Source organism: Chryseotalea sanaruensis, assembly GCF_003990915.1.
GTDB lineage: Bacteria > Bacteroidota > Bacteroidia > Cytophagales > Cyclobacteriaceae > Chryseotalea > Chryseotalea sanaruensis.
This window is the reverse complement of record NZ_BHXQ01000002.1, coordinates 471408-486610: the sequence shown is the minus strand read 5'-3', so window position 1 is coordinate 486610 and position 15203 is coordinate 471408. Positions and strand designations below refer to the sequence as shown.

The following is a 15203-nucleotide window of genomic DNA, read 5'->3' as shown; positions in this document are numbered from 1 at the left end:
TACCACAGGTTTAGAAGCGGGTAGCAACTACCACCCGTTTTCTAAAGGTCTTAACAAATCCTGTGTTATCAAATACCTCTAACCAAACAGTATAGTAGCCAATATTTGCTTTTGTGCCATCCTCTTGGGCTCCATCCCAAGTAAGAAAGCCTTCAATTGCTAAAACTTCATTGTTTGCAAGGCTTTTTATCAATCGGCCCTGAGCATCATAAATCTTTGCGTTGGCTGCATAGCCTCCTTTTTCAAACTTATAGTTTATGCTTGTATAATTCGGCTGACCATAAACAGGTTCAAAAATTTCTGGTTCTACTTTTATTTCATCGGTAAGGGTAAAGGTCTCTTTTAGGTTAGCATTTTTATAACCTGGACTAGCGAATCCAGTGCTAATCACGCCAGATATCCACATTGCTTGATCATTTGTAGTACCTGTTAGCGAAATTCTCTCAAGCGACACCCCCTCAACACTCTGTAAAAGCTTGCTATGCATATTCTCTGTATAAATAAAATGGTCTAAAATATTATATAAAGAGTCTACAATGGCAATAGATCCTTCATCATCGGGTAGACTTGGCAAGTTTGTTTCTAGAAATGTGGCTCCCTTACCCTGCGGATAGTGATTAAGTAATTGTTCTTTATCTGAAGTAAATACCAGATAGCTGTTGGGGTGAAGCACTGTGTTTGCCGATACTATATTTCGTTCATTTATTATTTCATCATTCTCGAGGTTTGCCAGTTTCCAGTTTTTTAAATTGATATACTTATTCGAAACATTTAACACTTCGACAAAATCTACACCGCCAGATAAAGGGTTAAATAGTATCTCATTAATGATTAAATCACCCGTTATCGCTTGTTGTGGCAACACAAACGATATTTGATTAAAATCTTCTTGTATAGCATTACCCACACAATCATACACTTGTGCGGCCTCAAGGTGATACAGAGTGTTCTCAATAGCAGGAGATGAAAAATCTATGGCTAATGTGGATAGCGAATTATCGGTAAACTCAATACCCGAAATGGTTAGTTCCGGATTAATAATAAAAGAGTTTCCTGCAGGTAGTGTCTGATTTAGTTTCTCATTAAATTTCAAGTGAAGCTTTTCAGTGCCTATCAGATAAGCATCAACTAGCATAGGCCCCATTAAATCAGGCTTTGCTCCAGCAATTGAATTCTCTTTTCCTGGTGTACCGCCTGATTCATTTTCAGTTGCCGCCCAGTTTGTTTCTTCAGCGCAAATATTTTGCTCATCGATCAATTCTAAAGACCATCCTCCATCTTTTTTATCCGTATCTAAATACCAGGTGTCCTTATAATTAATGGAATCTATTAAAATCCCTTCTGCATTTCTTATCGTTATCGATTCGCCATTATTAGATAATGATGGAAAACTACTAAGCATAAGCGTTTCACCATATTCACTAAAAACATGCATATACTGTGTTGAACATAGTATTAAAAAGCTATCTGGTAGAATAATCTTAGACCCCAAGTTAATAGCAGCACCATTGTCCTTAATGCTCCAATTATGAAGGTTAATAAGTTTGTCACTTCTGTTAAGTATTTCAATGTACTCCCCTTCAGGTAATGTCCGTGCAGGGCTTGGATCTGCCATTACCTCATTAATAATTACATCCTTCCAGATTGCTTGTGATGATATACCAAACGGCTGTGAAATTTTTTCTGCAGTCATTATGTTTCCTGTGCAGTCGCGTGCGTCTTGCAAACTCAACCGATAAACTTCACCCGGCATTAAAGGTTGAGATAACACCAATCTAATTTCATCCAGATTATTTAAGTTGAAGTTAATCGATTCTATCTCACGATTTGGTTCAATAGCCAGTTGTAATTCAGAAAGGTTATTGTGATGAAGTCTTTCGTTAAACTCAAGTAGTAAGGTATTATCACTTTCAACAAAAACAGTGGCTAGTATTGGTGCCATATTATCTAACATTGTTGTATAGACTGAGTTTTGAAAACCTGGTGTTCCACCAGTAGCAGCTATTGAGGCTCTCCAGTTCTCCCTTTCAAAACAAAAATTGTTTAAATCCAATCGTTCAAGACTCCAACCACCCGATTGCTTGTCTTCATCGTGATACCAATCTAGCTTGTAACTTATTGAATCAATCTTTTGACCTAATGAATCTATTAATGAAATAGTCTCACCAGAATTATTCAATGTTGGAAAATTTTTGACACCAACTTTGTTTAGAATGTTTCCACTGTATTGACTAATTGCTGTTTCAGGCAAGAGTAGCACATATTGATTGGGAGAAAGCAAATAATCAGGTATAATGCCAGCAGAACTTCCATCGGTTATTGTAAACTTTTTCAAATTAATGGTTTTGCCACTTCGGTTATATAGTTCCAAAAACTCTACTTCCGGTAAACCAACTATCGGGCCTGAGTCTGGTAATAGCTCTGTAATAATCACATCCTGAAACGAAGCTTGCTCAGCCAAAACAAATGAGCCTACATCAAGAAATGAAGCACTAAAATTTCCTGAGCAATCCTTTATAGCAGTAGTTTTCAAATTATAAATAATACTTGGTTGCAATTCTTCCTCAAAGTAAACGTCAATGGTGTTTCTCTTATCATCAATGAAAAGCAAGTTTTCAATTGTTAACGTTGGTTGAATCTGCAATTGTGATATGCTTATCAACTCTTCATGTAGTTTTTCCGAAAAATAGATACTTATAGCATTGCTAGACTTTACAGTAATAACGGTTACATAAGGAGGTTCGTTATCAGGTGTATTGTTTAATACTGAATTCTGTTCTCCGGGAGTTCCTCCTTCTTGAGAAAGTGCTGCTTGCCAATTTTCTACCTCCTCAACACAAAAGTTGTGCTGGTTAATCCGTTCTAATGTAAAGCCTCCATTTTTTTTATCATCATCTTTATACCAATCATCTTCATAATACAAGGAGTCTATTGTTTGGTTATCTAAATTCTTTAATAAAAGTAATTCACCTCCATTTGTCAATGTTGGAAATGCATTAACACTTATTACATTTTCGATATTGCTGAAAAATTGCGTAGAAGCATTGCTGGTTAATACAACATAAGCATCTGGAAAAAGAAAATACTCAGGCAACACAATCTCTATACTTGAATCAATAAGTTTTACATTGTTAAGGTTAATAACCTTATCACTTCTATTAAAAATTTCAATGAACTCTGCTTCAGGTAATGTTTGTGGGGGGCTGGGGTCCGCCATTATCTCCGAAAAAATTAGATCCTTGCTTTGTATTTCTTCTTGCTGAAAAAAGAAAAATTCAGTCTCTTTTTCAATCATTTCGTTTCCTGCCAAATCGAGAATACCCTGAACTGTTAATGTATTCGTGCTGGCATTATCAAATGTTTGTTCAAAGTTTAATTCAACCTCCTTTTCATCAGTCAGTAGGCTTGCAGTAGTGGGTTGAAGTAAATCATTTAATAAGTAATGAGTTAGGGTACTTGCACTAATTGCTGTTAGTTTTTCTGAAAAGGTTAATTGAAGCGTGTTTTCCGATGTTGGGGTTACTTGCATTAGTTCGGGTGGTGTGTTGTCAAATAGTGGATCTCCTGCAAAGAAATCATCAAAGAAAAACTTATTGGCATTACTTGCTGTGTATGTACATCTTACGCCCATAAATGCTGAGCTGGTAAAGGTTGCATCATTGCCAGAAGCCTCAAGCACGTAATCGGCATCTTGACTTGTGGCTATTAAAAGTTGCCAATTAGCGGTTTCGTCTCTTGTAACCTTAATCCATAATTCAAAGGAACTGGCTATTTGACCTTCGGCTGCTCTGCAAATAGAAACACTCACTAAACCACTTTGTCTGAATAGTTGAACAGCATCATTGGAACCTCCTTCACCAAATTGTAAGTAATACCCATTGAGCGGCCCAGTTAAATCTTCATTATCACTCGTCAGGTATACACGACCATAATTACTGCCGGAAGGCGAAAATGTCATTTTAATATAAAAGCGCCATTCATAATTGTCGATGTTGTTTGCAGTAAATGGTGTTGTCAAATAAGCACCGCTTGCGACATTATCATTTAGCTGCAATTGGCCTGTGCCATTAACTATAAACTTAGCGGTGGTACCCTGCCAAAGTGCATTTGCAGTAAAGTCTCCATCACTAAAGGTGTCTGTTACTTGGGCTATCCCTACCTGGGGGATCATAGCCACAAAAAGCCAAAAGATTTTCTTCATACACAACGAGTGTCTTGATCAAATCTAATAATTTTGCAACTCAATTTATAAACTCAATATGAAACTCGCAGTTGTAGGTGCCACCGGCCTTGTTGGTCAAGAAGTGTTGAAAGTGTTAGAAGAAAGGAATTTTCCTTTCACAGATCTTTATTTAGTTGCTTCCCCTAAGTCAGTGGGTCAAAAAATATCTTATAAGGGTAAAGAATATAGTATTAAAGGTCTTGAAGAAGTTTGTAATCTTATTCCTGATGTTGCTATTTTTTCTGCAGGTGGCGGAACTTCTTTAGAGTGGGCGCCCAAGTTTGCAGAGAAAGGAACTATCGTAATTGATAACTCTTCTGCATGGCGCATGGATCCAACCAAAAAGTTGGTTGTCCCAGAGATCAATGGAAAAGAAATAAAAGAAGAGAATAAGATCATTGCTAACCCAAATTGTTCAACAATTCAAATGGTATTGGCACTGGCGCCTTTACATGCCAGATACAAACTGAAGCGTGTTGTGGTTTCTACCTACCAATCTGTAACAGGTACTGGTAAAGATGCTGTTCAACAAATGATGGATGAGCGTGCCGGCATTAATGGTGCAAAGGTTTACCCTCATCCTATTGATATGAATGCCTTACCTCATATAGATGTGTTTCAGGATAATGGGTACACCAAAGAGGAAATGAAAATGGTGAATGAAACCAGGAAGATACTAGGCGATGAGAATATTGGGGTTACATCAACCACTGTGCGTGTACCAACCATTGGTGGCCACAGCGAAGCTATAAATGCTGAGTTCTATACTGATTTTGATTTGGCTGAAGTAAAAAACATTCTAAGCAATACGGCTGGTGTTATTGTTCAGGATGATCCTAAGAATAATATTTATCCTATGCCTTTATACAGCAAGGGAAAAGATGAGGTTTTTGTTGGGCGATTGCGCAGAGATGAGTCTCAACCGAACACATTAAACATGTGGGTGGTGGCAGACAACTTACGCAAAGGTGCTGCTACAAATGCTGTGCAAATTGCAGAGTATATACTTGAGCATCGTTTGGTAAATGCATAACCAGCTTAACTTGGTAAAATAAAAAAAAGGAAGTCATTAGACTTCCTTTTTTTTTCCGGCTTTGCAAAGTCATTTAAGAATGCCTAAGAAGGTAGCACCTAGATTATCTACTATTATTTTTCTGTAGCGAACTCCTTTTTTATATTCAGGTGTTAAAAATTCGTTCCAAGGTTGATCCCAATCTGTCTGCTTGGCCATAATAAAGGCTAGCTCTTCAGCAGCGCCAAAGTTTATGCTTTGTCTTTTAACAGGTAATTGTCTGCGTGTGGCATCTATATATTCTGTAAAATCGAGTATTGTGAAAAACTTAGGTCCTTCCGAAATCTCCTTCAATATTTCTCCCCCGGAATTAGCGTAGCTCACTTTTAATGCTGGAGCGTTTTCCTTCTTGATCTTTTCAATCACTTTAACGTGTGTGCTTCCTGTAATTACTTTTGCGCTATAATCTTTCAAAGTAGTTCCAATTTCCGTTACGCTAGAGATGCTTGGTGCGTCCTTGTGCGATAGCATAACTACAGGGTTAGACATAAAAGACGGAGTGAATTTTAGAATTTTTTTTCGTTCGTCTGTAATGGTCACATTCGTTACTCCCAAAATGTTTGGAGTGTTTTGTGTTATCGACAAAAACTCAGGAAAAATCTGCTCTTGTCCCGCGTAGTTAATCGTTAACTTCTTACCATACTTTTCCTGAACAAACTTTGTAAAGTCATCCAAAATGTCTGCGCACACACCCTTTATTTTTCCTGTGGCCGCATCTTTATAAATAAGACCTGGTTGTTCGTAATAAATAACGGTTAGTGTGCCTCCACTTGCTTTTACTTTTGCCCACGAATCTCCTTTATACTTTTGTGCAAAGCCCTCGGTGGCGAGAAGCAGGCCTAGAAAAATAAATACTATTCTCATGTCAAATGGGGTTATTAGTCACTGCGAAGATAGAAGCTTGACTTTCACATCAAAGCCTTATTATGTTTTTGAGCGCCTGTTATCGTCTGAGCAGCCATATAAGCTGTTGTCCAGGCAGCTTGAAAGTTAAAACCGCCTGTTTCTCCATCAATGTTTAGTACTTCACCAGCAAAAAACAGGTTCTCTACTTTTTTACTCTGCATTGTTTCGCTATCAATTTCCTCCAACGGTACACCACCACAGGTAACAAATTCTTCCTTAAAAGTTGTCTTCCCTTTAATTTCAAAACGGCATCGCAAAATATTTTCCAAGAGTTTATTAAGGGCCTTTAACGAAAGCTCACCCCATATTTTATTCTCCTCTATTCCTGCTAATTCACAAAGCTTTATCCATAAACGTTGTGGTAGTTCAAATAGTGTATTGCCCGCAACGCGTTGCTTGGGATACTTGGTTTTATAGGCCAATAAATCTGAACGCAAATCATCCTCTTTTTTTTCTCCAACCCAGCTCACCAAAATATTAAACTTATATTGTTCAATATATAAATACTCTGCAGCCCATGCAGATAACTTTATAACGGCAGGTCCGCTTAAGCCCCAATGTGTTATTAACAAAGGTCCCTCCTGCGAAAGTTTTGTTCCCTCGATTTTTACATAGGCTTTTTTAACTGCGACCCCCATTAATTCTACAAAGCGCTTATCTGCTACATTGAAAGTAAAAAGAGAGGGGATGGGTTTATTTATCGTGTGCCCCAAATCTTTTATCCAGTTATATGCTTGCTCACTTGGATGACCGCCTATTGCAATTAAAATTTTTTTTGTGTTAACTTTTTCTCCATTTTCTGTTTCAATAATAAACTGGTCTTTGTTTTTATCAATCTTTTTTACGGCTGTGCTTATATGGATTGTTATTTTATATCGATCGCTTTCTCTGAGAAACAGATTGATAATTGTCTGCGAGTCATCCGTTATTGGAAACATTCTGCCATCAGCTTCTGCTTTGAGTTTTACACCCTTACTTTCAAACCAAGCAACAACATCTTTAGCCTGATAACTTTTAAATAATTCTCTCAATGTTTTTTCTCCTCGAGGATAATGTTTTGAAAGCTTTTTGGCTTCGAAGCAATAATGAGTGACATTACACCTTCCACCACCAGATACCCTTACTTTTGACAAGAGCTTATTTGTTTTTTCAAGAATAGCAATTCGCAAGTTGGGGTTCATCTCCGCAGCTTGTATCGCTCCATAAAAGCCGGCTGCTCCTCCTCCTATTATAACAAGATCAAACATGGCAGAAAGCTAAAACTAAAAAATACAGAATGATAAATCTATTTTGTTGCTTTGCAAACTTTATGGAGTTCATTAGTAAGTATTGGTTGTTTGGATTAGGTTTTTTTGCACAAGGCCTCTTTGGTCTACGTTTACTTATACAATTGTTTCTTTCCGAAAAGGCCGGCAAATCTGTTTCCCCAACTATTTTCTGGCAAATTAGCTTACTCGCCTCCTTTCTATTTTTAACCTATGGTGTAATTCGAGAAGATGCTGTTATCATTATTGGTCAAAGTCTCTCCTACCTGATTTACATAAGAAATCTTCAGTTAAAGGGTGCCTGGCAAACATTGAAATGGTTTGTAAGGCTCATCATTTTTATTTTACCCATTACTGCATGGCTATGGATTTTAAATAAGCCCGATAGTCTCCAACAAGCATTCAGCGCTTCAAACATGCTTTCTTTCTGGGCTATATTAGGCACCTGCGGCATGCTTATGCTAAACCTTAGATACCTTTATCAATGGTATAGATCTGAAAAGGAAAAAGAGTCTGTTTTACCTTTTGGTTTTTGGGTTATCAGTGCCGTTGCTTCATTAATTGTAGTCTTCTATGGTTACCAAAAAAGCGATCCTGTGCTTATTGTATCACAGGGTATGGGGTTAGTGGTATACCTCCGAAATTGCGTACTTGGTCTAAAAGACAGCTCGAAGCAGTCTAAACGTAATTAGGGGTTTTTACTTAAGTTAAAGATTCTAACTAATTGTTTTTCAGATAATTAAAAGTTTTTGCAAATAACTTCCAACCATTGCGGGGTTACTTTGGTCTAATTTTAGCATTCAAGACCAAACCCTCTTTATACAAAATTATGAGTCCAGCTATTTCTTTATCTATTCAAAGACGCATAACAGCCTTAGACATTGTCTGTGCTGTTTCTGTTCTTTTGGCTCTGTTCTCGCTTCCCAGCATCATATTGACTGCCGGTTGTTTATCCGTTTGCTTATTTATTCAAGGACTTGCCTTCAGGGCTTACTTTAAATATGTGAAGGATAGCATAAAAATGGCTAAACGTGTCTTTTTTATGATTGCCACTTTTATTACTGTTATCGTTCTACTTCTAAACACATAATCAACAGGTATTTTAATAAAAATAAGGCTCACACTAATATGTGAGCCTTATTTTTGTCTAATGATTAATCCCAATCTACTTAAAGAGGAAGTTCGTTCATTCATTCGCCAGCATGAGCGAGATGATCCGCGAACTATTGCTCTTCTATCTAATAAGGTTTCAGGAATTAATAGTTCAGAATTAGCAGCGCAGATTGCGGGTCGTCAAAAAGCCAAGAACAAGATTCAAACCTATTATGCGTTAGATACTATTATCTATCCTCCTTCTTTAAATCTGGAGCAAAGTTCATCAGAGACTACGGCAAGGTTTAAAGCAGCTATTTTAAAAGAATTAGGTATTACGAAAGACAAGACAATTGCTGATTTAAGTGGAGGTTTCGGAATAGATACTTTTTTTTTCAGTAAGGTTTTTAAAAGAGTTATTCATGTAGAGCCCAATGATGGTTTGCAGGAAATTGCACAGCATAACCATAAAGCACTAGGCACTGATAACATCTTATATGTTAATAAAACAGCTGAAGCCTTTTTAGTTGCTCCTGAAGAAAGTTTTGATGTTGCTTACGTAGATCCTTCTCGAAGAATAGAAAATCGAAAAGTTTTTGCACTAACCGATTGTGAGCCAAACATACCCTCATTACAAAACAAAATCTTTGAACACTCCAAGTTTCTTATACTAAAAGCGGCTCCACTGTTGGATATAAGTGCGGGTATAAAAGGTCTACCTTTTGTGAAAAAAGTCATTGTAATTTCGGTTGATAATGAGTGCAAGGAGTTACTCTTTATTTGCGAGCATGTTTTTGTTGAAGAGCCTATTATTAATGCCGTAAACATCCAGAGAAAAGAGTATGCATCGTTTTCATTTAAACAGTCACAAGAGCAAGATATTAAGCTTACTTATGCCGAGCCCGCAGCTTATTTATATGAGCCTAATGCTTCCATTTTAAAATCGGGAGGCTTTAAATCTATTGCCCAAAGTTTTGGTGTAGCTAAACTGGCAGTAAGCACACATTTGTACACCGCAGATGTATTAGTAGCCGATTTTCCAGGTAGGATTTTCAAAATAGATCACATCACTAAACCTGAGCCAAAGCTTGTTCATAGCTTAATTCATGATAAAAAGGCCAATGTGATTACACGCAACTATCCCCTAAGTGCTGAAGGCCTGAAAAAGAAGCTAAAGCTCAATGATGGAGGTAATCATTACGTACTTGCATTTTCATCGAGTAGACAAAAGTATGTAACCCTTTGCACCAGAATACAGTAAATCATAAGAAAAGTTGCAGCAGATAGAGTACAATTGCCAAGAGACCATACAACAATATTACCTTTTTCCTATTCTGTCTGTGTTCCCACCACAGCACTACCCAAGGCTTATACAGTCCCAACAATAATAGAAGGCATGCTGTATAAGAGGTAAAACGTATTAACAACTTAAGAAAGTCCACAGCTGTAAAGTAACAGAAAATTAAGAAAGCTTTTGTAGTGCATTCGCTTCAGGCTTATATCTTTGTGCCCCTTGTTGATTTACACGTGAAGGCGAATGATTTTTTAAGCATATACACCGCAGATGGTTTTATCAAGACTGTTGCTGCAGGAATCAAAGCGTCCGATCCGGCCAATATCAAAATAAAGGGATTACAAGGTAGTCTGGATGCCATAATAGTGGCGGCAGCATTTAAACTCCATCCGCAGGATTATTGGGTGGTTCTCCAGGATCGTGATGAAGCCTTTTATTTTCAAAATGACTTACAAAATCTTTTAAGTCGTGACATCCTTTTCTTTCCCCTTTCATACAAGCGACCTTATGAATACGATGAGGTGGAGAATGCCAACATTCTACAACGAACCGAAACACTAAATAAGCTGGCTAATAAAACCAAGCCTGAAATAGTAATCACTTACCCTGAAGCCTTAGGTGAGAAAGTAATTACAAGGCGTTCACTTACTGCCAAGACTTTTACAATTAAAAAGAGTGAAAAGTTAGATGTAGCTTTTCTTGAAGAGTTTCTTCACGATGCCGATTTTGAGAAAACCGACTTCGTATACGAGGCTGGGCAGTTCGCAGTAAGAGGCGGTATTGTAGATGTTTACTCTTTTTCACACGAGTTGCCTTATCGTATAGAATTGTTCGGTGATGAAGTAGATAGTATTCGTTCTTTTGAACCAGGTTCACAGCTTTCGGTGGAATCAGTAGATTTTGTAAACCTGGTGCCTAATTTGCAAAGTTCTTTAGTGAAAGAAGAAAGACAATCGATTTTCGATTTTATTACGCCATCAACAAGAATTTGGTTTAAAGATGTAGAGCTTGTTTTAGATGTAGTTGGAAAAACTTTTGATAAGGCCGTTCAAGCCTATAATCATACTACCAAAGGAGGCAAGACTACTTTAGTTTTGCCGCCAGAGGAAATATTCGACAACGCCCAAAACTTCTTGTCGAAATCACAAAACTTTACGCGAGTAGAATTTGGCAGTCGATCTTATTTAAAAGAGCCCAAGAATTTTGATTACCAGGCTGCGGGTCAACCCTCATTCAATAAAAATTTCGAGTTGCTGGCTACTAATCTGGTGGAAGAGCAAGACAAAGGTTATGGCAACTTTATCGCATCCGACACGCCAAAACAATTAGAAAGACTTACTGGTATCTTTTCTGAAATCAACCAACAGGTAAAATTTCAACCCTTAGAGTTTTCACTACGCGCAGGATTTGTCGATCAGAGTCTTAAAATTGTTTGTTATACAGACCATCAGATTTTTGAACGTTTCCATCGCTACAGGGCAAGAGAGAAATACTCCAAGTCAAAAGCCCTTACGCTTCGCGAGCTATATACCCTACAACCGGGTGATTTCGTTACGCACATCGATTATGGTATAGCAAAATTTGCCGGACTGGAAAAAAAGGAAGTGAATGGTCATGAGCAAGAAGCCATCCGCCTCATTTATCGCGATGATGATTTGCTCTACCTAAGCATTCACGCCTTACATAAAATTTCCAAGTATACTGGGAAGGAGGGAACACCACCTGTAATGAACAAGCTTGGTTCTCAAGAGTGGGAAAACAAAAAGGCAAAAGTTAAAAAACAGGTTAAAGACATTGCCAAAGAACTTATTGCTTTATATGCAAAGCGTAAAGGTGCACCTGGTTTTCCTTTTTCTCCCGATAGTTATCTACAGGCTGAACTTGAATCTTCTTTCATTTATGAAGACACTCCTGATCAGGCCAAAGCAACAGAAGATGTAAAACGCGACATGCAAGAAGCACATCCTATGGATAGGTTGGTATGTGGCGATGTTGGTTTTGGAAAAACAGAGGTGGCTATTCGCGCAGCTTTCAAAGCAGTAACTGACAGTAAGCAAGTGGCTATACTGGTGCCCACTACAATTTTAGCTTTTCAGCATTACAGAACTTTCAGCGAACGACTTTCAAATTTACCAGCACGCGTTGAATACGTATCGCGTTTCAGAAGTGAAAAAGAAATTAAAGAAACACTTAAGCGAGTAAAAGAAGGTCTGGTTGATATTTTAATTGGTACACACAGGGTTGTAAGCAAGGATATCCAGTTTAAAAATCTAGGCTTGCTCATTATTGATGAAGAGCAAAAGTTTGGTGTAAAAACTAAAGACAAGTTGAAGGAAATGAAAGTGAACGTAGATGTGCTCACGCTCTCTGCAACACCAATTCCCAGAACACTTCACTTCTCGTTGATGGGGGCACGCGACCTGAGTATTATTGCTACACCTCCTCCTAACCGCCAACCGGTTACTACAGAGTTGCATACTTTTAACGAAACCATTATTCGCGATGCGGTTAGCTACGAACTAAAACGCGGAGGTCAGGTTTTCTTTGTACACAACAGGGTAAGTGATATTGAGTCGATTGCTAATATTATTTATAAGCTAGTACCCGATTGCCGCATAACTATTGCGCACGGACAAATGGAAGGTCATCAGTTAGAGAAGGCTATGCTTAAATTTGTTGAGGGTGAGTACGATGTACTTGTGTCCACCAACATTATCGAGTCTGGCCTCGACATTCCAAATGCCAACACCATTATCATCAATCAGGCACACATGTTTGGTTTGTCTGATTTGCACCAGATGCGCGGTCGGGTAGGCCGATCAAACAAAAAAGCTTATTGTTATTTGCTTACGCAACCCACCTCTGTTCTCACTGCCGATTCGCGTAAGCGTCTTGCTGCCTTGGAAGAGTTTACCGAATTGGGCGATGGCATTAAAGTAGCGATGCGCGATTTAGATATACGCGGGGCAGGAAATTTATTAGGTGCCGAGCAAAGTGGTTTCATCAACGACCTTGGTTATGAAACCTATCACAAAATTCTGGATGATGCCGTTCAGGAATTAAAAGAGACAGAGTTTAAAGAACTCTTTGCCTCTGAACTTGCTGAGAAAGCGAAGCTGATTGTTCAGGATTGCGTTATTGAAACTGATCTTGAAATCCTGATTCCCGATAGTTATGTTGGCAACATCAGTGAGCGACTAGGGCTATACTCAAGACTGGATAGCATTAAGGATGAGGAGCAATTGGAAAAAATCGGAAGAGAATTGAAAGACCGATTCGGACCCTTGCCAACTCCTGTTGAAGAGTTAATCAATACCGTAAGGTTAAGGTGGTTGGGTGAAAAGCTAGGCTTTGAAAAGTTGTCTCTGAAAAACGAGAGGTTGAGGGCTTACTTTACTAGCAATAAAGACTCTTATTTTAAATCGGAGGTTTTTGGAAAAATCCTAGCCTATATTCAGCAAAATCCTCGTCAGTGCAAGATTAAGGACCAAGCAGGTAAGGCCATTTTGGTGATAGAAAATATCAAGCATGTAGATCAGGCCATCGAGCTACTTAATCACATGCATGTTTTTGAATTCAAATCTTCCAAAGAGATTTCATCAAGGTAAGGGTCAAGACCTACAACCTTATCAAAGGCATTGATCATCAACACACGCTGATATTTTGGAGAATAGAATACCTCAGCGAAAAAAGAACCAGTATCATACAAGAAAACTTTACAGTCAGCCAAAGTGCGTTGTAGAATGTAAGTACCGTTGAAGGTAATTACATCGCACTTTTTGTGGAAGGGCATCAGACGAAAGTCGGTTATTGTATGCATAACAGTCATTTACAACCCAGTATCTAGGCAATAGTGTGCCAATGTTGAAAATGGCTTTTAATACAGATTAACGGCTATTTATACCGTTTATCGAACGCATAATCTTCCCAAAAAGAGAAAGAACATTCTCAAAACAATAGACTGAGCATTAGGCCGTTTCACATGTTGTACATGAAGTTTTAATTAAGGCACCGCAGGTTTGGAAAACTTTTGCATATATCTTTATATTAGCATTTCTTTTTAAAATAAAACTCAAATGAAATACTCTTTCAGAGTCCTTTTTGCAACAGTGGGTGCTTCAGCAGCACTTACAGGGTGTTCACTTTTTGGCGGAGGTGGCGGCAAGCCTACTGCGCAGAACCCCGGACAATTAAGCACGGCAACCGGCCTTGCATACAATAACGAAGACGAAGGTGGCTTCATGGTTAGTCCTTTTGAAGGTCAGCCTGATGCACCAAACATGGTTTTCATTGAAGGAGGCCGCGCAGTTATGGGCTCTTTTGAAGAAGATGTTATGGCGTCTCGTGATAACATTGAGAGAACTGTTTCTGTGGCTTCTTTCTACATGGATGAGACAGAAATTGCCAATATCCACTGGCTTGAATATTTACACGTACTTGGCAAAGACTCTACCCAAGAGGCTTATCAGCGCGCCTTGCCCGATACACTTGTTTGGAAAAGCCGTCTCGCCTTCAACGATCCTTACGTAGATCATTACTTGCGTTACCCTGGTTTCCGTTATTTCCCTGTGGTGGGTGTTAGCTGGTCACAAGCCAGTGCTTACGCTGTTTGGAGAACGTTGGCCGTTAACAAAGCTTTAGCTGCAAATGCAGGTGAAGAATATGCAGAAACTGATGGTCGTATTCCATTGGAATCAGGTATAGTTATCCCCGCTTACCGCCTGCCTACAGAAGCAGAGTGGGAATATGCTGCCATGGCACAAATCGGAACTCAGTGGGTAGAAGAAATGCAAACTCACCAAAAGATTTATCCTTGGGATGGTCACGCTGTTCGTAATCCTTATGGTGCACAAATGGGTTTTATGCTTGCTAACTTTAAGCGTGGTCGTGGTGATTATGCTGGTATAGCTGGTCGTTTAAATGATGGTGCCCTTATCACTTCTTACATTTACGAATTCCCTCCTAATGATTACGGTTTATACAACATGGCCGGTAATGTTAGTGAGTGGGTACAAGATGTTTACCGTCCTATGTCTTATCAAGACTTTGATGATTTGAACCCAATCCGTAGAGATGGCTTCCTTGATAATGCAAGTGGTAATACTGCTGACAATGGTTATAACAACATTGAGAAAAACCCAGAGTCTTTCTTCTCTTTAGTTACAGATAAAGCTCGTGTGTATAAAGGTGGATCGTGGAAAGATGTCGCTTATTGGATGTCGCCAGGTACACGCAGATATTTAGATCAGGATTCTGCTACTGCTACAGTAGGCTTCCGTTGTGCGATGATTCGCGCAGGTTCTAATTATTAAACAAAGACTTTTATAATATAAAAAAGACCCGAGCTCGTCT

Annotated in this window: 10 protein-coding genes; 6 read left to right on the top strand and 4 right to left on the bottom strand. The window is 38.6% G+C overall.

Annotated elements, in window-relative coordinates; translation table 11 throughout:
- Nucleotides 1-10: 10 nt before the first annotated feature.
- On the bottom strand, nt 11-4201 hold the full coding sequence (locus SanaruYs_RS06495) for a lamin tail domain-containing protein (RefSeq protein WP_127121713.1): 4191 nt from the start codon (nt 4199-4201) through the stop codon (nt 11-13).
- 58 nt (nt 4202-4259) lie between these two features.
- Here SanaruYs_RS06495 and SanaruYs_RS06490 point away from each other — a divergent pair, with 58 nt between their 5' ends.
- Complete coding sequence (locus SanaruYs_RS06490; protein WP_127121712.1) at nt 4260-5255, top strand: aspartate-semialdehyde dehydrogenase; 996 nt, start codon at nt 4260-4262, stop codon at nt 5253-5255.
- Between the two features lie 69 nt (nt 5256-5324).
- On the opposite strand, the gene SanaruYs_RS06485 is transcribed toward SanaruYs_RS06490, so the two are convergent.
- Nucleotides 5325-6158 carry a substrate-binding periplasmic protein gene (locus SanaruYs_RS06485; protein ID WP_127121711.1) on the bottom strand — a complete coding sequence of 278 codons (834 nt, stop codon included), beginning with the start codon at nt 6156-6158 and terminating at the stop codon, nt 5325-5327.
- A gap of 44 nt (nt 6159-6202) precedes the next feature.
- A complete protein-coding gene (locus SanaruYs_RS06480; RefSeq protein ID WP_127121710.1) occupies nt 6203-7447 on the bottom strand; it encodes a BaiN/RdsA family NAD(P)/FAD-dependent oxidoreductase in 1245 nt (414 codons plus the stop codon).
- A 62-nt stretch (nt 7448-7509) separates the two neighbouring features.
- On the opposite strand from SanaruYs_RS06480, the gene SanaruYs_RS06475 reads away from it, so the two are divergent.
- From SanaruYs_RS06475 to mfd, 4 genes are all read left to right on the top strand, one after another.
- Complete coding sequence (locus SanaruYs_RS06475) at nt 7510-8157, top strand: lipid-A-disaccharide synthase N-terminal domain-containing protein (protein WP_160118600.1); 648 nt, start codon at nt 7510-7512, stop codon at nt 8155-8157.
- A 137-nt stretch (nt 8158-8294) separates the two neighbouring features.
- On the top strand, nt 8295-8555 hold the full coding sequence (locus SanaruYs_RS06470) for a hypothetical protein (protein ID WP_127121708.1): 261 nt from the start codon (nt 8295-8297) through the stop codon (nt 8553-8555).
- Nucleotides 8556-8615: 60 nt separating this feature from the next.
- Nucleotides 8616-9818: a THUMP-like domain-containing protein gene (locus SanaruYs_RS06465; RefSeq protein WP_127121707.1), complete on the top strand. Its 1203-nt coding sequence runs from the start codon at nt 8616-8618 to the stop codon at nt 9816-9818.
- Nucleotides 9819-10084: 266 nt separating this feature from the next.
- A complete protein-coding gene (gene mfd, locus SanaruYs_RS06455) occupies nt 10085-13459 on the top strand; it encodes a transcription-repair coupling factor (RefSeq protein WP_127121990.1) in 3375 nt (1124 codons plus the stop codon).
- On the opposite strand, the gene SanaruYs_RS06450 is transcribed toward mfd, so the two are convergent.
- The gene (locus SanaruYs_RS06450; RefSeq protein WP_127121705.1) at nt 13408-13671 is read right to left on the bottom strand and encodes a hypothetical protein; all 264 of its coding nucleotides are present in this window, start codon (nt 13669-13671) and stop codon (nt 13408-13410) included. The two genes, mfd and SanaruYs_RS06450, sit on opposite strands and share 52 nt — an antisense overlap.
- A 256-nt stretch (nt 13672-13927) precedes the next feature.
- Here SanaruYs_RS06450 and gldJ point away from each other — a divergent pair, with 256 nt between their 5' ends.
- A complete protein-coding gene (gene gldJ, locus SanaruYs_RS06445; RefSeq protein ID WP_127121704.1) occupies nt 13928-15163 on the top strand; it encodes a gliding motility lipoprotein GldJ in 1236 nt (411 codons plus the stop codon).
- The last annotated feature ends 40 nt before the right edge of the window (nt 15164-15203 follow it).